Origin of the sequence: Cohnella phaseoli, assembly GCF_003386235.1 — a bacterium.
GTDB classification, from domain to species: Bacteria; Bacillota; Bacilli; order Paenibacillales; family Paenibacillaceae; genus Cohnella; species Cohnella phaseoli.
Window position 1 is genome coordinate 242,578 of sequence record NZ_QRDZ01000005.1, and the last position, 17,549, is coordinate 260,126.

General features: G+C 53.8%; 15 protein-coding genes, 5 tRNA genes and 1 riboswitch. Of the genes, 14 read left to right on the forward strand and 6 right to left on the reverse strand.

Annotated elements, in window-relative coordinates; genetic code table 11:
• The first annotated feature begins 38 nt into the window (after nt 1–38).
• From DFP98_RS08615 to DFP98_RS08645, 6 genes are all read left to right on the forward strand, one after another.
• Nucleotides 39–1,841 (forward strand): sensor histidine kinase, encoded by a 1,803-nt coding sequence (locus DFP98_RS08615; protein WP_116060168.1) that lies wholly within the window; start codon nt 39–41, stop codon nt 1,839–1,841.
• Entirely contained in the window at nt 1,816–3,336 is a 1,521-nt protein-coding gene (locus tag DFP98_RS08625) for a response regulator transcription factor (RefSeq protein WP_147310150.1), read from the forward strand. The genes DFP98_RS08615 and DFP98_RS08625 overlap by 26 nt, the downstream gene beginning before the upstream one ends.
• Before the next feature lie 180 nt (nt 3,337–3,516).
• Nucleotides 3,517–4,479: an ABC transporter permease gene (locus DFP98_RS08630; protein ID WP_425455517.1), complete on the forward strand. Its 963-nt coding sequence runs from the start codon at nt 3,517–3,519 to the stop codon at nt 4,477–4,479.
• A 12-nt stretch (nt 4,480–4,491) separates the two neighbouring features.
• Entirely contained in the window at nt 4,492–5,397 is a 906-nt protein-coding gene (locus DFP98_RS08635; protein WP_116060169.1) for a carbohydrate ABC transporter permease, read from the forward strand.
• Between the two features lie 89 nt (nt 5,398–5,486).
• Entirely contained in the window at nt 5,487–7,226 is a 1,740-nt protein-coding gene (locus tag DFP98_RS08640) for an ABC transporter substrate-binding protein (RefSeq protein WP_116060170.1), read from the forward strand.
• 215 nt (nt 7,227–7,441) lie between these two features.
• A complete protein-coding gene (locus DFP98_RS08645; protein WP_116060171.1) occupies nt 7,442–8,098 on the forward strand; it encodes a nitroreductase family protein in 657 nt (218 codons plus the stop codon).
• A gap of 104 nt (nt 8,099–8,202) precedes the next feature.
• Here DFP98_RS08645 and cmpA read toward each other — a convergent pair whose 3' ends face one another.
• Both cmpA and DFP98_RS08655 read right to left on the reverse strand, forming a co-directional pair.
• Nucleotides 8,203–8,352 carry a cortex morphogenetic protein CmpA gene (cmpA, locus tag DFP98_RS08650; RefSeq protein ID WP_116060172.1) on the reverse strand — a complete coding sequence of 50 codons (150 nt, stop codon included), beginning with the start codon at nt 8,350–8,352 and terminating at the stop codon, nt 8,203–8,205.
• Between the two features lie 87 nt (nt 8,353–8,439).
• Nucleotides 8,440–8,796, reverse strand: a complete 357-nt coding sequence (locus tag DFP98_RS08655; RefSeq protein WP_116060173.1) for a hydrolase/acyltransferase — start codon at nt 8,794–8,796, stop codon at nt 8,440–8,442.
• A 129-nt stretch (nt 8,797–8,925) separates the two neighbouring features.
• On the opposite strand from DFP98_RS08655, the gene DFP98_RS08660 reads away from it, so the two are divergent.
• Nucleotides 8,926–9,420 (forward strand): SprT family protein, encoded by a 495-nt coding sequence (locus DFP98_RS08660; RefSeq protein WP_116060174.1) that lies wholly within the window; start codon nt 8,926–8,928, stop codon nt 9,418–9,420.
• Nucleotides 9,421–9,425: 5 nt separating this feature from the next.
• Here the strand turns inward: DFP98_RS08660 and DFP98_RS08665 are convergent, their stop codons facing one another.
• The gene (locus tag DFP98_RS08665; RefSeq protein ID WP_116060175.1) at nt 9,426–10,850 is read right to left on the reverse strand and encodes an MFS transporter; all 1,425 of its coding nucleotides are present in this window, start codon (nt 10,848–10,850) and stop codon (nt 9,426–9,428) included.
• A 250-nt stretch (nt 10,851–11,100) separates the two neighbouring features.
• Nucleotides 11,101–11,586, reverse strand: coding sequence for a TetR/AcrR family transcriptional regulator (locus DFP98_RS08670; RefSeq protein WP_116060176.1), 486 nt, complete (start codon nt 11,584–11,586; stop codon nt 11,101–11,103).
• Between the two features lie 244 nt (nt 11,587–11,830).
• Between DFP98_RS08670 and DFP98_RS08675 the strand changes: the two genes are divergently transcribed.
• The 6 genes from DFP98_RS08675 to DFP98_RS08700 all read left to right on the forward strand — a co-directional run bounded on the left by DFP98_RS08675 (nt 11,831) and on the right by DFP98_RS08700 (nt 13,814).
• Nucleotides 11,831–11,906, forward strand: a tRNA-Asn gene (locus DFP98_RS08675).
• A gap of 1 nt (nt 11,907) precedes the next feature.
• Nucleotides 11,908–11,998 (forward strand) — tRNA-Ser (locus tag DFP98_RS08680).
• Nucleotides 11,999–12,644: 646 nt separating this feature from the next.
• Nucleotides 12,645–12,719, forward strand: a tRNA-Glu gene (locus tag DFP98_RS08685).
• Nucleotides 12,720–12,722: 3 nt separating this feature from the next.
• Nucleotides 12,723–12,798: transfer RNA gene (locus DFP98_RS08690), tRNA-Lys, on the forward strand.
• A gap of 49 nt (nt 12,799–12,847) precedes the next feature.
• Nucleotides 12,848–12,933 (forward strand) — tRNA-Leu (locus DFP98_RS08695).
• Between the two features lie 158 nt (nt 12,934–13,091).
• Nucleotides 13,092–13,814, forward strand: a complete 723-nt coding sequence (locus DFP98_RS08700; RefSeq protein ID WP_116060177.1) for a VWA domain-containing protein — start codon at nt 13,092–13,094, stop codon at nt 13,812–13,814.
• A 165-nt stretch (nt 13,815–13,979) separates the two neighbouring features.
• Nucleotides 13,980–14,070, forward strand: a riboswitch (cyclic di-GMP riboswitch).
• Between the two features lie 79 nt (nt 14,071–14,149).
• On the opposite strand, the gene DFP98_RS08705 is transcribed toward DFP98_RS08700, so the two are convergent.
• A complete protein-coding gene (locus tag DFP98_RS08705) occupies nt 14,150–15,274 on the reverse strand; it encodes an HD-GYP domain-containing protein (RefSeq protein ID WP_116060178.1) in 1,125 nt (374 codons plus the stop codon).
• Nucleotides 15,275–15,304: 30 nt separating this feature from the next.
• Nucleotides 15,305–15,886, reverse strand: coding sequence for an HD-GYP domain-containing protein (locus DFP98_RS08710; protein ID WP_116060179.1), 582 nt, complete (start codon nt 15,884–15,886; stop codon nt 15,305–15,307).
• Nucleotides 15,887–15,990: 104 nt separating this feature from the next.
• Between DFP98_RS08710 and DFP98_RS08715 the strand changes: the two genes are divergently transcribed.
• Nucleotides 15,991–16,944 (forward strand): tyrosine-type recombinase/integrase, encoded by a 954-nt coding sequence (locus DFP98_RS08715; protein ID WP_116060180.1) that lies wholly within the window; start codon nt 15,991–15,993, stop codon nt 16,942–16,944.
• Nucleotides 16,945–17,549: the final 605 nt, after the last annotated feature.

The window sequence follows — 17,549 nt, forward strand, 5'->3', positions numbered from 1 at the left end:
TCGCTCCCCTATAACTAGTAGTGAAAGGGGGGGGCCGGGTGAAGGGGTACGCCAGAAAATTCAACGACATGAAGCTGCGCAACAAAATGGTATGGTCGTATATGCTTTTTTTCATTCTTCCCTTCATCATCGTCGGTCTCTTCGTCGTTCAGGAATTCCGCCAGACGGCGCTAACGCGAGCGACCGAGCAGGCGGAAAGCACGGTGCAGCGGGTCAAAAGCCGCGTTCAGGAAATGCTCGGCGTGCCGGTGCTGCTAGCCAACCAGCTTTCGCTGGACACGGACTTGGAGGACGTGGCGACGACGCGTTATCAGGATGTTTTTCAGGTTGTGGACGCCTATTGGAGCTATACGAAATTCAAGGTGTTCCTCGATTTCAATTCCGAGATTACGAGAGTTAAAGTGTATGCGGACAATCCGACCTTAATCGATAACTGGGAGTTTACGCCGCTGGACGCTAAAACGGAGCAATCGTTCTGGTATCAATCGGCAATCGGACAGACCGGGCGGCTGGGGTGGTACTATTTTCCGAGCGATTCGCGTTCTTCCTCCAGTATGCTTAGTCTCGTTCGCAGCGTTTATTTTCAGAAAACCCGAGCGGTTGGTCTGCTTCAGGTCGACGTCAACACGAACGAGTTAAACGCCATTCTGGCGCAGGAGGAGCCCGACATCGTCCTGACCGACGAGCGCGGCGTCGTTGTCGCCTCCAACCGTTCAGCCCTGATGGGCAAAAAGCTGGACGAGCAGGAGTGGGGAGAACGTCTCTCCGGTCTGGAGCCGGGCAAGCATGAGCTTGCCGTCGGCGGAATCAGCTCTCAGGTCATCGTAGACGCGCTTAAGCCGGAAAACAGCTATAACGAGCTGAACATCGTGTACGTTTTCCCCCTCGAAAGCATTATGAAAGAGGCGAACCGGATCAGCGTAGTCGGCTTTCAGATTATTTCAGTCGTGTTCGTTGTTGCGCTTGTGCTGATCTATTCGATCTGCACCGTTCTGACGAACCGGCTGCTCAAATTCAGCAAGCAAATCAACAAGGTGTCCATGGGCAATTTCAATACGGAGCTGGCCGTGGACGGCAGCGACGAGATCGGACAGATCAAGCGGCAGTTCAATCAGATGGTCGGCAGCATTCGGGAGCTGATGGACGAGGTGCAGGCCTCCCACGAACAGAAGCGGCAGCTGGAGAGCAAGCAGAACGAGATCAAGCTGAAGATGCTGGCGAGCCAGATCAATCCGCATTTTCTCTACAATGCGTTGGAGTCGATTCGGATGAAGGCGCACTTGAAGGGTGAGAAGGAAATTTCCCGAACGGTGAAAATGCTGGGCAAGCTGATGCGCAAAAATCTGGAGCTGACCGGCAAAGAAATCGAGCTGGCCGAGGAGTTCGAAATTGTGCGCTGCTATCTGGAAATCCAGAAATTCCGGCACGAGGATCGGCTCGATTACGAGCTTAGCCTCGATCCGTCCGTGGAGAGGGCGGTGCTGCTGCCGCTGCTGATCCAGCCGCTGGTCGAAAATTCGGTCGTGCACGGGCTGGAGAAAGCGGTCGACGGAGGCAAAGTTTCGGTGCGGGCTTATCGGGAAGAGGAGTGGCTGCGGGTCGTCGTCGAGGACAACGGCGTCGGAATGTCGGCAGCCAAGCGGGAAAGCGTGCTGCGTTCGCTCGCCGACCAGGAAGCCAGCCGGATCGGTCTGCACAACATCCAGCATCGGCTGGTCATGACTTACGGGGAGCGCTCCGGGCTGACGATCGAAAGCGAAGAGAACCGCGGAACGCGCATCCGCTTCAGCATTCCGCTCGAAGGGGGAAAAACCTATGCATCAAGTGATGATCGTGGATGACGAGCCGCTCATTCGCGAAGGATTGCGGACGATTATCGATTGGGAGGAGCACGGCTTTCAGGTTGCAACCGTGGCCGCCGACGCGCTCGAAGCGCTGCGCAAGCTGTCCGAAGCGGTTCCCCGGCTCATGATCGTGGACATTCGCATGCCGGGAATGGACGGTCTGCAGCTGTTGCGAACGGTTCGGGAGCAGTGCCGACCGTGCCCGAAGTTTCTCATTCTGAGCGGGCATGCGGATTTCGAATATGCGCGCACGGCGCTGCAGCTGAAGGTGGACGGCTATCTGCTTAAGCCGATCGACGAAGACGATCTGATTCAGCATCTGGAGCGGATTCGCCAATCGCTGCAGGAGGAACGTACGGAGGCGACGGGCAGATGGGGGCGAGAGCACGCCATCCAGAGGCTCGTGTCCGGGGAAGCGGAGGGAATGCCTGAACAGGCCGATCCGGGTTGGTTAACCTACGAGATTGTGCTGGTCAGGCCGCTTGAGCGCGGAGAGCCGGACGCTTCTGCGGTTTCCCGGATCAAGCGGAGGATGATTGAGAGCTTCGAGACGGCTAACGAGGGAATCGTCTTCTCGGCCGAGCCGTACTTGGGTGTCATGCTGAAGGAGACGATGAATCGCCCGTCAGCCGCGAGCAAAGTCTATCGCCGAATTTCCGAGGCTTGCGAGGAAAGGGAGTTCGACGCGACGGCGGGCGGGACGGTCGCGATGCTGAGCGATGCGGGCCGTTCGTTCGAGCGCGCGCGGGAACTGATGAAGCGCCGCTTTCTGTTCGCCGGGGGCGGCATCGTAACCGCGGAGCCAGAGCTGCCAAGCATTCCCGCCGATGAGGATTCATGCTCCGCACCCGAGCTGGAGGAGAAGCTTTATCTCGCTCTCGATGCCGCGAATGCCGAACTCGCCGCGGAGGCGCTTCGCGGTCTCGGTGCGCTATGGCTGGCTGCAGGCGCGTCCGAGCAAGAGCTCAAGACCGGCTTCACGACGCGGCTGTCGGCGACGCTGTCCAAGCTGGCGCAGTCTCGCCCGGAAGCTCGCGAATTCGTGCAGTCGCTCAATTCCGAGCTTGCCTCGATCTCCTCGGAGACGAGGTACGAGCTGCTGCTCGCTCGTCTAATCTCCATCTGCGCCAAGGTGGCGGATCGGCTTCGCATCGCCGGGGCCGGACCGGACCTTCAGGTTCAGAAAATGATCGAGCTGATTCACCGCAACAGCGCGGACAATCTGAAGCTGGAAGCGCTGGCCGAGGCGCTGGGCTACAGCAGCTCGTATCTCGGCAAGCTGTTCAAGAGCGCCACAGGCGACTACTTCAACACGTATTTGGATAAAGTTAGAATCCAGAAGGCGAAGGAAATGCTCTGCAAAGGGATGAAAGTATACCAGGTAGCGGAGCAGGTCGGCTATGCCAACGTCGATTACTTTCATGCCAAATTCCGCAAATACGTAGGCGAATCTCCAGTTGCCTATCGCAAAAACGCCGCACAATCCCGTTAAGGACGACAGGGTTCCGGCGAAGGACCGACTCCAAGCCCGCATTAGCGGGACTAGCGAGCCGGTCTTTTTTTTCACGGCTTCCCGATGTCTGATTTTTACATGATTATTGATCGAATCCTCCGTGTAGCCGCAAGAATGCGTTTTCATTATGATAGATTCATACAGCAGGGAGGGAAGCTCATGAAAGCGATGCCCGATCGCCGTCCGGCTGCAGAGCCGTTGGCGCCGATCCGCAGAGGAGCGCTTCGCCGCGCGTTCCGTAACCGATACTTATATTTGATGTCGCTGCCCTTCATCGCCTGGGCGTTCGTCTTCACCTACTTGCCTCTATGGGGCTGGGTGATGGCGTTTCAGAAATACAGTCCGAAGCTCTCGGTGTGGGAGAGGGATTGGGTCGGCTTCGACAACTTCAGAACGCTGTTTCAGGACGAGACGTTTTACCTGGTCATGCGCAATACGCTGGCTATGAGCTTTATGGCTCTGATCGCAGGGTTTACGATTCCGATCGTGTTCGCGCTGCTGCTCAACGAAGTGAAGAATATGGCCTTCAAAAAAACGGTGCAGACGATTTCCTACTTGCCCCACTTCGTATCCTGGGCGGTCGTCGCCGGCATCGTCTCGAAGATGCTGTCTACGGACAACGGGGCGGTGAACGACCTGTTGATGGCGCTCGGCATTCTGGACGAGCCGATTCAGTGGCTGGCCAAGGGCAAATACTTCTGGGGCATTGTCACGCTATCCGACGTCTGGAAGGAGACGGGGTGGAACGCGATCATCTACTTGGCGGCCATGGCGGGCGTCGCGCCGGAGCTGTACGAGGCGGCCAAGGTCGACGGCGCGAGCCGCTTAAGGCAGATGTGGCACATTACGCTGCCCGGTATTCGTCCGACGATCATCATTCTGATGATTTTGTCGATCGGCAATCTGATCAACATCGGCTTCGAGAAGCAGTTTTTGCTCGGCAACAATCTGGTCGTCGATTACTCCAAGGTGCTCGATCTGTACGCGCTGGAGTACGGGATCAAAATCAACCGAATTTCGTTCGCGACGGCAATCAATATGTTTAACTCGGTCGTGGCGATCATTCTGCTCTTTGCGGCGAACGGGCTGTTTAAGCGGTTTACGAAAGAAAGCGTATTCTAGGAGGGGACTCGCATGTCGGCTCGCAGTATTCGCAGAGGCGTCCCCAGATCCGGCGGGATCGTCGACGTTCTCATCTACACTATTCTCATCGTTATGGCGACCATCACGCTCTACCCTTTTCTCAACGTGCTGGCCATTTCGCTCAATGATTCGACCGACAGCGTGCGCGGCGGAATTACGATTTTCCCGAGAGTATTCTCGTTGCAAAACTATAAAGCCATTTTCACCTACGACACGCTGCTGACCGGGTTTAAAATCTCGCTGCTGCGGACGGTCGTCGGCTCCCTGCTCGGCTTGATCAGCGCCTCAATGCTGGCTTATACGCTGGCCCGCCGCGATTTTCAAGGACGCAGATTCGTGTCTCTCTACTTGGCCGTTACGATGTATGTAACTGCGGGACTGATTCCGTTCTATATTTTGATCAAAGATTTGAACATGATGAACACGTTCGCGGTTTATGTGCTTCCCGGCATCGTCAGCGCCTTTAACGTATTCGTCGTTCGCTCGTTCATGGACGGTATTCCATACGAAGTGCAGGAATCCGCGAAAATGGACGGCGCCAACGATTTCACGATCTACTGGCGCATCATCCTGCCGATGACGAAGCCGGCGCTGGCGACAATCGGCCTGTTCCTGGCGGTCGGCCAATGGAACGCCTGGTTTGACACTTATTTGTACAACGGCTCCAGCGAGCATCTGACGACGCTGCAATACGAGCTGGTCAAGGTGCTGCAGAGCACGACGAACAATTCGGGAGATTATCGTTCGATGACGGTCAATCGGGCCGCCTCGACCGTCTCGCCTGATTCGGTCAAGATGGCGATTACCATTTTCGTCTCGGTGCCGATTCTGCTCGTCTATCCGTTCCTGCAGCGCTACTTCGTCAAAGGCTTGACGCTTGGCTCGGTAAAGGGCTGATCGCATCGCGCCCTTGAGTTTGCAACCGGTATCAGCGGGCTAACCCGTTATACAATATCGCAATCGTACATTATCGAGGAGGGTATTACATGGCAACAAAGAGAAAATGGCCGAGCCTTATTCTAAGCGCGACGCTGTTCGCCGGACTGCTCGCAGCATGCAGCGGCGGCAATGACGGCAAAGGGGCATCCAGTCCAAGCGCTTCCCCGAGCGCATCCGGTTCGAGCTCGAGCCCAGAGTCTGCGTCGCCATCTCCGGAGAAGCTTGAGCCGCTTACGCTCACCTATTACAGCGAAGACGTCAACCCGAACTGGGCCAACATGCAGGATGATCTGGGCAAAGCGATTACGGAGAAAACGGGCATTTCGATTAAGGCGGAATTCGCGGTCGGCGACGCGGAGCAGAAATCGGCCCTTATCGCCGCCAGCGGCGACTACCCGGATCTGATCATGGCCAAAACGAGCATCAGCAAGTTCGTCGACGCGGGCGCCGTGCTGGATCTGACGGATCTGATCGAGCAGCATGCCCCGAATATCAAGAAGCTGTTCGAAGGTCAAATGAATCGTCTGAAATACAGCAAGACCGACCAAGCGATCTACGTCATTCCGTCCTATGACGGCATCGGTCAGCAATATTTCGAAGCGGGCGGCGGCATGCAGCTGCAGCATCGCGTCGTGAAGGAGCTCGGCTATCCGAAGATTCGGACGGTGCAAGATTTCGAGAATGCGATCAAGGCGTATCTTGCTAAGCATCCGAAGGACGAAAACGGCAACCCGAACGTCGGACTATCGCTGATCGCCGAAGATTGGAGGATGTACATCGGCGTTACGAACCCTGCGTTCCTGTCAACGGGCGGTTCGGACGACGGCGAGTATTATGTGGATATTGATACACACGAGGTCACGTACCATTTCCGGCGGCCGATCGAGAAGGAATATTTCCGCTGGTTAAACCACATGAACGCCGAAGGGCTGCTGGATAAGGAATCGTTCGTGCAAAAATACGATCAGTACAAGGCGAAAATCGCGACCGGGCGCGTACTCGGCCTGATCGATCAGAAGTGGGACTTCGACGACGGCCAGAAAGCGCTGAAGGCCGAAGGCAAGATGGATCAAGCCTACGGCCATTATCCGGTCACGCTGTCCGAGGAATACAAACATACGGCGTTCTGGCCGACAGGCTTCACGGGCGGCTCCGGCATTGCGATCTCGGTCGACAATCCCGATCCGGTGCGTACGATCAAATTCCTGGATTATCTTGCATCCGACGAAGGCCAGGTGCTCGTGAACTGGGGCATCGAAGGCAAGCATTACAAAATGGAAAACGGTAAACGGGTCATTCCGGCCGACATCGCAGAGCGCAGACTGAACGACGGCATCAACTTCCAGAAGGAGTCGGGCCTCGGAAACTATAACTTGCTCAGCGCCCACTACGGCGACGGCGTAAAGGACCCGTCCGGCAACTATTATACGCAGAGGTTCCCGGAGCAATTGATTAGCGATTACAGCGACGTGGAAAAGGAGGTTCTCTCCGCTTACGGCGCGACGATCTGGAAGGACTTGTTTCCGAAAGAGGATGAGTTCAAGCTGAAGCCGTGGGGCGCGCTCTGGAACATTCCGATTCCAAGCGAGAGCGATCTCGTCGTCCTCGAAGAGAAGCTCAAAAACATAACGTGGAAACGTATTCCCGAAGCGATTCTCGCCAAGCCTGAGCAATTCGACGCGTTATGGGACAAATATATGCAGGAAATCGAAGCGGCCGGAGTCGAGAAAGCCGAGCAGCTTCGTCAAGAGCTTCTGAACGAGCGTCTTGCTCTCTGGGGTTCCTGATTGGATTCAAACGCCTTGCGGCCGGTCGTCTGACCGGAGCCTCAGGGCGTTTTTTTTCGCGGGTGAGCTGATGAGAATAGTTGGATGTTTGGGGATATTGACAATCGAAAAGAAGAGGAATATACTGTGCATTATTCGAAACAGTTAACTTTTTGGGTTTAACTGTGCTAAATTAAACACAATTAATTTGAGTGATGAAAATGGAGGAAAATCAAATGTCCACGATGCAAGCGGTGCAAACGAAATCCCCGAGCTTTGAAGAAGTCGTTCACGGACGCCGTTCCGTTCGCCACTACGATCCTACTTTCAAAATCTCCAAGGAAGAAATGACGGAGCTGCTCACGGAAGCGCTTCGGGCTCCTTCCTCTTCGAATCTCCAGCCCTGGCGTTTGCTCGTCATCGATTCGCCGGAGCTGAAGCAGAAGCTGCTGCCGATCGCCTTTAATCAACAGCAGGTGGCCGACGCTTCTGCCGTGATCGCCGTGCTGGGCGATGTGGAAAGCTATAAGCTGGCGGATACGATCTATAACCGTGCGTACGAAGCGGGTCATATGTCGGCAGAGACGAAGGATGCGTTTATCGCCAACACTACGAAAAACTATGGCAGCCTGCCACCCGAAATCGCGCGCAAGATCGTCTACACGGACGGCGGCCTCATCTCCATGCAGATCATGCTGTCGGCCAAAGCAAGGGGCTACGACACGGTGCCGATGGGCGGATACAACCCGCAGCAGTTTACGGAGGCGTTCGGAATCGGTGAGCGTTACGTGCCGATCATGCTGATTGCCATCGGCAAAGCGTCGCAGGAGGGCCATTCCTCGGTGCGGCTTACGGTGGACGAAGTGGTCAGATGGAACGAATTTGATTTTTAATCCGCGTTAAAAAAGGATCGCTCCGTTATGCCGAATTTCGGCAGGCGGAGGATCCTTTTTTTGGTTTCGCGATGCGGGCGTCGAAGACGTCCGGCCCGGTTCGTTCAAGGAGTGGAGCCGGCAGATTCTTTCGTTGCCTTGGATTTGTCGGGCTTGCCGCGGTAGTAAAACCAGCAATCGTTCAACAGACGGATCTGCCTGCGGTCCTTCTTCTGAAAAGCGGACATCAATTGATTGCAAAGCCATTGAGGCATCGAAAATCGTCCTCCTCCCACCATGCTGTATTCCTAGCATATGGGAGTGGGCGGATGACCGTGCAGGTCCGAATCGGATTTACTGGCCTAGAGAAGATCCTCTTCCTCGTACCATTGTTCCAATTGGGCTTGCAGAGCGCGAATCTCGGTTAACAGCGCAATCAGCGGGTAGGCGCTTTCGCGAATCGAAGCGAACGTGCGCTCCAGCTCGTTAACGTAGTGCAAGCCTCCGATCGGCGCTTGCTTCTCGTCGAGCAGCTCGAGCTTATGAAACTCGGCGATGGCCCGAGGCAGCTTCGGCACGTTGTCGGCGGTCAGCTTGGTCAGCTCTTTATGAAGACGCAGATTCAAGGCGCTAAGTTGGTAAGCGTGGGATGCGGGCATCTCGACAAAATCGAGATTTCCTTGCTCGTGCTGCAGCAGGACGTAGGACATTTCTGGCATGTAACGCAGTCTCCCCTCAACCATTTCTACTTGACAGTGTAGCCCAACAGGGGGCTACAATTCAAGTAGGTCAAGCTTGGGAAGGCGCCTTGGGGCGGCTTCGGTAAGAACCGGGGAGGGATTGCTGAAATGGAAGATCAGGAGCTGCAGCGATGGGTTGAAAGAGTGTCGTTGGCCTATTTCGACCGGCCGTTCCTGCACAAGGCTACTTTTAATTCGCGGCTGCGATCGACCGGCGGTCGCTATTTTACGCAAAGTCACAATATCGAGATCAGTCCGCATCAACTCGAAGCGTACGGCATCGAGGAGACGGAGGCGATTATCAAGCATGAGCTGTGCCATTATCATCTGCACTTGCAGCGCAAAGGATACCAGCACCGCGACGCGGATTTTAAGCAGCTGCTCGCGAAGGTAGGCGCTACGAGGCACTGCCGGGCTCTTCCCGGAGCGACAAGGCGGCTCCCGGTGAAGTATTTGCTCGTCTGTCAGGCGTGCGGCATGCAGTATCCTCGCAAACGCCGCACGGACCCCAGAAAATACGCGTGCGGCAAATGCAGAGGCAAGCTGAAGCTGTATGAAGCGGTTCCTGCGCCCGCACCTGGGGATGCGGGCGCGCGGCGCTAAGGCGACTAGACGGCGGAAGGCGACTGTTTGGCCGCATTCGGGGCCGATTTGCCCGAGGCGGATCGACCTCGCACGAACAGGGCAATGCCGAGCAGCGCGATCGCCATCATCAGCGACCCGGCTCCGAGGCTGGGCACGATATGATCGGCGAAATCCTGCGGAGAGCGAATAGCCGAGCCCGATTGAAAGATCAAACCTCCGATCGCGATGCCGAATACGCCGCCAAGCTCACGCGTCGCGTTCCCGACGCCGCTTGCCTCGCCTAAGGCCTCCTCTGGGGCGGAAGAGATCAGGCCGTGCGAGAGCGGCGTGAAGCTGAGACCCATTCCGGTGCCGGCGAGCATCATTGGGCCGAGCATCTCGATAAACGGGAAGTCAAAGCCCCGAGCCCGGATAAGCAGTGCAAACCAAGCCAGCGCGGCGGTCTGGAACAACAGTCCCGCCATTAGCACGTTGCGGTTGCCGAGACGGCTGATGGCGAGTCCCGCAAGCGGCGCAGCGATCATCGTCATCGTCGTCCACGCCATCTCTCTTACGCCCGCCTGCAGAGGCGTAAAGCCTTGCGCCTGCTGCAGGAACAGGGTGAGCAGGAAGATTGCGCCGAACACTCCGGCGTTCATCCAAAAGCCTGCGAACGTATAGAAGAAGTAAGCTCGGCTGCGGAACAGATCGAAGCGCACGAGCGGGACGCGGCGCGTTCTTTCCCAGAAGTAGAACAGAACGAGCAGCAGCAGCCCAAGCGCGAGCGAGCCGACGACGATCGGAGTTCCCCAGCCCTCCGAATTGCCTCTCTCCAAGCCGAAAATTAACCCAAATAATCCCGAGGTCAGCAGCAGCACGCCAACAGGGTCCAGCGGCTTGCGGACGCCGCGCGATTCTCCGAGCCATTTGAGACCGAACAAGAGCGCGAGTACGCCAATCGGCACGTTGACGTAGAAAATCATCTGCCACGGCGCCCCTTCCATAATCAAACCGCCGACAAGCGGTCCAACGCTGAGGCCCAGCCCGGATATTCCCGACCACAGACCGATGGCCGCAGCCCTCTTCTCAGGAGGAAACGCGGAATTCACAAGCGTCAGGCTCAGCGGCACGACGGCGGCGCCTCCGACGCCTTGGAGCGCGCGGGATAAAATCAGCGCAAGCGACGAGTCGCTGAGGCCGCACAACAGCGATCCCAGCGTAAAAACAACAACTCCCGCAAGAAATACTTTTTTCCTCCCGATTGACTCTCCCAATACGCTGAACGGAATGAGCAGGACGGCGAAAGCAAGCGTGTAGGCGTTCATAAACCATTCGAGGTCGGATAACGAGGCGTTTAAGTCGCTCTGAATAGAAGGAAGGGCGACGCCGATGACCAGATTGTCGAGCATAGCCATGAACAGTACGATACAGGTGACGACTAACAGACGGATTCGCGAAGCTGTGAACATAAGATCTCTCCTCTTTTATTTATTGATAAATAAATAAAAAATTGAAAAAAAAGGACTGTCCCGTAAGCAGAGTTGCTTAAGATAATCGATAAAAAGGTGTATATATCTCCCATAGACTGCTTCGTACGCTCCTCAGATTACATTGTGACGGGTTTACCTATTCGGATTTTCAGGAGCGTATAGCATCGAAGGGGGATATATACACTTTACTCCTTAGTTGTCGATTATCTTTCAGAACAACTAAATATGCTTATGGGGCAGTCTCGCACCACGGATTCAGCTTGGGCAGTTCCAGTACTTCAGACAAAGTAACGGTTAGCCCGGTTGCGATGAAGCTGCTTGCCTCCCATTGCGGGTTCGGGATTCCGGCTTTCATAAAACGCTCCAACAGACGGTCGTAAATGAGCGAATATTTTTCCTTCGCAAATTGCCTGACGGCCGGCTCCGGCGTTGTGAAGCTTTGCATCAGCAGCAGCATTTCGTTGCGCTGGGAGTGAAGCAAGAGGTCGAACTGCCGACCCATCTCCTTGCTGAGTTGGTCCGGAGGAGCATCGACCGCGAAAAAATGCTGCATCATCCGCTCGAACGCCTTCTCCAGGACGGCTAAGTAAAGCTGTTCCTTTGTCTTAAAGAAGTGAAACACATACGGCTGAGTCACACCTACGGCGTTGGCAACATGGGCGGTCGTCGTTTTGTAGTAGCCCTGGGAGGCGAACAAGGCTGCTGCGCTTTGCATGATCTGGTCTTTACGGCTTGCTGCGAGTTCTTCGTTAGGGCTCAGGGGGCATCGACTCCGTTGGTTTTTATTTATTAATCAATAAATAACATAAGGACAAGTGTTAGGTCAACTCATTTCGGAAAATGAGGGGCGTTTTTTCTTATGGAAAGGCCGAAAAAAAGAAAAGAAAAAAACTTCCGCGAAAGCCTTGACTTAATGTTGGGGTCATGATAAATTATTACTTGTCGCTTTTGAAAAACATTCCCTGATAGCTCAGTTGGTAGAGCACTCGACTGTTAATCGAGTTGTCACAGGTTCGAGTCCTGTTCGGGGAGCCATGGGGAGATACCCAAGTGGCTATAAGGGGCTCCTCTGCTAAGGGAGTAGACGTGTCATGCGTGCGAGGGTTCGAATCCCTCTCTCCCCGCCACCCATGGAAATCAAAAAAGACGACATAAAGGGAGTCCGCAGCCAACGCTGTCGGGCTCTTTTTGATTTTTACAACATTTTAAAGAAATAGCTTGCTTCCTAAGCTCCCTTTTCGAATGGGGCGGAAGAATTAAAGCGGAAAAGCCGCGTTGTTTTCGACGAAAAGGGGAAAAACGTCGATTTAAAGCGGAGAAACTGCTTTATTTTTCCTAAATAGGCTAAAAATTAAAAAATAAAGCGGAAAATCCGCCTTGTTTGCTTTGAAAAAGGTGCGGTCGTACATTTAAAGCGGGATTTCCGCTTTAGTCTGAGAGGTCGTCTCTGGGGGTCTGTCCGTGACAAGCGAGCAAGGTGCAAGTAGACCACATGCAAGTCAGGAACAATGCAGTTTCCCAAGAATGAGCAACTTTCGATGCCCAACCAATCGGGCGTTGGCCCCTCAACATGTTGCTATAAAACCCCATAATATAGGTCATTTTTCAACGCATCATTTGGTTCAAGTTACGTAGTCGAAGTGGCTTCAAAAAAAAGAAATAAAAAAAGTACATTTTTTCTAAAAAGGGGCTTGCCTTAGGCGAATGTTTCAGATATAATCATTTTTGTCGTCTGAAACGGACAGCGTTAAAGCGCAAGAGTAAATGGCCTATGGCCCCTTGGTCAAGCGGTTAAGACACCTCCCTTTCACGGAGGTAACAGGGGTTCGAATCCCCTAGGGGTCACCATGAGAGCCATTAGCTCAGTTGGTAGAGCACCTGACTTTTAATCAGGGTGTCGAAGGTTCGAGTCCTTCATGGCTCACCAGTGTTTCTCTGGCAGGCATTTTCCTTAATCAGACGACATTCTATAATATGCGGTCGTGGCGGAATGGCAGACGCACCAGCTTGAGGGGCTGGCGGTAGCAATACCGTGGAGGTTCGAGTCCTCTCGACCGCACCATAACTAAGAAGCTGAAATCCCTTGATACGTGAGGGATTTTTTTTATTTGCGAAAATAGATCTGCATCCGTCAAGCACTGTCATTGCCATGAAGAAAAGCGTTCAATATAATGAACTTTAAGACTTGTTTCCAATAGATGAAATGCGGAGGACTTTTCAATGAGTATCGATCTGGCGAAGAAGAACTTCATTGAACTCAAGAAAAAGGCTGATGATGTTGCGTCTAGTCTTGGACTTGGAAATCAGAAGGCAAAAGTGGCGTTAGCTTTGGATATATCCGGTTCAATGGCGTCCACTTTCAAGAACGGAACCGTTCAAAAGGTAGTCGAAGAGCTTTTGGCTCTAGGCGTTAAGTTTGACGACAATCAGGCTATCGACATTTTTCTATTCGGGCAGCATGACTATGAAGTCGGAGAATTGGTAGAGTCTAATTTCTACGGGTATGTGGATAATAAAATCGTTAAAAGTTATCCTCTTGAGGCTGAGACGAGATATGCTGGCGTGATTAATCGGATCGTAAAGAAATATACGACGGAGAAGAAGGGGTTTTTCCGTAAGGCCACAGCCATCAATGGGCCTCTAGAGGAACCGGTATTCGTTATTTTCATTACTGACGGGGATAATCAGGACAAGCCGCAGACAGAGAAAGCGATTCGAGCTGCTTCGAAATTGGGGATCTTCTGGCAGTTTGTCGGAATCGGAAATGCCGGATTTCAATTCCTTGAAAAGCTGGACAACTTAAGCGGAAGATTCGTGGACAATGCTAACTTTTTTAAGATTAACAATATTACCAAGATTGATGAAACGAGTCTTTACACCAAGCTGCTTCAGGAGTTTCCAGACTGGATCAAGACGGCAAGAGAGCATCAACTCATTAATTAGAAAGCAAATTCTGTTAAATAATTAGCTATTGTCGCAACAGAGGATGACCCCTTGAGCTTGGCGGCCGAGGAGGTCATCCTCTGTTGTCCTACCAAAGTCTTCCTACCAAAGTATTGAATAGGAAGGCGTTTATAGGTATAATGATCCTGTGTTTGACCGAGGACTTAACGATAACGGCAAACCCGCTCGAAAGACGGGGGCGCAAAGCTTCAGGCCTAAAGGACGGATTCTGTCCCATGGTAGCTGAGCCGCCGAAAATGACCGGATCTTCCACAACTTGCTTACGAACAACATGACCAGACCGTTCCTGATTTCGGAACGGTCTTTTTGTATGGTTACAGGGCCGTGTCTACGATGACCAGATCGAACTGCGCCCTCAGATCGATCTCATAGGGGGATGTTACGGGCCTTCCGTCTCCTTCCCGGATAATTTTGACGATTGGACGCTGGACGAGAGAGGAATCGACCGAAGTGATGACCGCCGTCTGCCCGCTGTTGAGAACGACGCGGCTTCCGACCGGATAGATGGAGATGTGGCCGACGAACAGCTTGACGAGCGATAAGTCGAACATGCGATCTCCGGAGCCGAGCAGAAATTCGACGGCGTCCCTCTTCGTGTAGGAGCTGCGATGGTGTCGCCGGGACACGAGCGCGTCGTAGGTGTCGGCAAGGGCGATAATTTGAGCGAACTCGTGAATATTGGAACGGCTGAGTCCCGACGGATAACCGGAGCCGTCATATCGTTCATGGTGCTGAAGGGCGCATATCGCGGCCGCTCCGGGCAGGTCGGATCGATGGACAAGCATCTGATAGCCTTCAACCGTATGGCGCTCGATAAGCCCTCGGTCGTAATCCGTCAGCCGGCCTTTCTTGGTCAGGAGTTCGTCGGGTAGCTGGGTCATGCCGATGTCGAACAGTAGAGCCGAGACGATCAGATCGTGAAGCGGCTCGATGGAGTATTGCTTGGCGAAGCCGATAATTGCCGACAGGGTGGCGACGTTGAGCGTATGCTCGAACAGCATCGGGTCCTTCATATGAAGCAGGGTTAGCCTATCTTTAATGAAGCGATGATCGGACAACTCTTTCAGTAACGTCTGATAGATGCGCACGAAGCGGTCGCCGAGCATCGGCACGGATAGCTGCTGACGGATGAGCGGGTTGCCGATGAGTCTGGCGAACGCTTCGTCGACCGCCTTTTTGGAAGCGGCGGAGTTTCTCTTCCTGTTCGGCCTCTCTTGCGAAGCGGAGGCGTGTGAAGCGATGGCTGGCGATGACTCCGCTCCCTGAGTTCTGGAAGAGGCGTCTTCCTCGACATAGATGTCCGTAATGCCCAGCGTCCGCAATCGTTCGATATATTTGTCGGTCAGCTGCGTTCCGGCCCCCAGCATAACCATCCCGTTTTTGTTCAGCACCGGCTTGGCCAACGTTTGTCCCGGACGGAGAGTAGCGGTTGGTTTCATAGTTTTCGACCTGCTTTCGGTTCGGCGCCTTTAACGATAACGCCGTATTTTTTTAATCGCGATTTCCGGAATGGAGAAGAACAGCTCGACGGAGGCCGGGTCGAATTGATGTCCACTCTGCTTTCTAAGCTCGTCCGCCGCTTCTCCCATCGTCTTGACCCGATTGTAGGACCGGGATTGCACCATGGCGTCGAAGGAATCGAAGACGGCGCACAGGCGAGCCCAAGGCGGAATGCTCTCGCCGCTAAGCCCGTCCGGATATCCCGTTCCGTCCCAGCGCTCATGATGGGAGCGCACAGTCGCGATCATTCTAGGATCCCGCCAGCCGAGCCGGCGAACAAGGCGAACGCCGAGGAGCGGGTGCTCGCGAATCCGCTCCCGTTCCCGTTCGTCGAGCGGGAGTCGTTTGACGAGCAGCTCCCGAGGAACGAGAAGCTTTCCGATATCGTGAAAGCTGCAGGCGACGGTGAACATCCGTTCTTCGTCCTCCGGCATTCCGAGCTGTCTGGCGGCGGCTTGAGCCAGCAGGCCTACCCGTACACTGTGCGAGAAAGTCGCGGGATCTTTCCGCAGTCCAAGGGCATGAAGCTCGGAGCGGATCAGGTTCGACATCCTTTAAATTCTCCTTTCTTGTTTCATGGCGGTTCCGCCGCCCGACAAGCGAGGTCGAACAATAGTGATTGTTCGAAGTTCACCGATAGAAAGGAGCCAATGACATGAATGCGGAACGCAAGCTCTCGAACGGAGCGGCCGTTTTGGACGAAGAGCAGGTGATCCAGAGCTTCCTGGCCGGGTATCATCGGCCGAATACGATCCGTAATTACGAACGGGCGCTTCGCCGTTTTCGAACGTTCATCGGGGAAACCCCTTTGGGAGAAGCCACTTGGCACGATCTGGAACGATACAAATCTTCCTTGCTGCGGGGAACGTCCGCGAACAAACCGCTGAACGCTTCAACTATCGCCAGCTTGATCGCGCCGCTGCGCTCGTTTTACAGATGGGGGAGCGACGCCAATATCGCGTTGTTCTCGCATAATCCCGCCTCGTCCATCCGGTTGCCTAAGGTGCGGGTAACAAGCGGGCATCATTTTCTGACCCAACGCGAGCTGACCGTATTGCTGACTTATCTGAGCGCCAAGAGCGTACGGGAATGGATGATGGTTGTTTATATGGTTATACTGGGACTGAGGGTATCGGAGTTAGTGCAGATGAGATGGGGCGATGTGGTTACTGACCCGCTCGAGAGCGGTGCGTGGCTGACCGTCGCGGACGGCAAGGGAGGCAAGACGAGGCAGGTGAAAATGCCGGAGGCGTTATGGAAGCTGCATAACGACCCTTCCATCCGGCTGAAGCTGCATGGCGGATCTGCTCAAGTGAACCGGCAAGGCCGGATTTTTCCAATTACGTCCCGTCAAGTAGAGCGCATCGTTAACAGGGCGAGCAGGGAGTGCGGGATTTCCAAGCCGGTGACGCCCCATTGGCTTCGGCATACGAATGCGACCATGGCGCTGCTGAACGGTGCATCGCTTCAACAAGTGCAACAGACGCTGGGCCACGTGCAGATCAATACGACGCAGCGCTACCTGCACACGGTTGAGCTGATGAAGAAAGCCGCTCCGGATTTCGTGGCCGAAAGCATGCACGGCGTGTTGAAAAATGTATTGTTATGAAGGATTCGGTCGTTTATAATGAGTAACAAAGAAGGGGTAATCTAGCAAAAAAATGTCGAACAATCACTATTGTTCGACATGATTATCATACCCTATTCGCCGGTCTTCATACATCGGCTCATAGGAAGGCGACGAAGCCGGCGGAGCGAACCCGTCGGTTTTTTGTGCAACCGGCAGTCGCATCTTTAGCAAATATCTTTGCTATGAACAAAAACGTGACGTCTCAATTAAATCAGCACTATAAAGGAAATGAACGAATTGTTATGCAAAGGATGCGGCGATGTTTTGTTGATAGAGCGGCGATTGTGTCGCTCTTATGGCAGCTGGATGTAGTTTTAACAGGCTGATGTGGCGTGAATCTAATTCAATCATGTATACAAGTTTGCTGAGATAGTCCGAGAAATCGGGCTGTTTTTTAATTTATTCCTATTTATGCATTGAATGAAATGGTTTTGGAACTGGGGGCTGACAACTGCAGGAGGATAGCACTCAAAATGTTTCCTTGGAGCACCATGGTAGTAGGGTAAGCTACTTTAAAAATACCAAACCCTTAAAATATCTATGCTCTTTTTAGGCAATGAGTTGTCTCCACGATATAACCTATG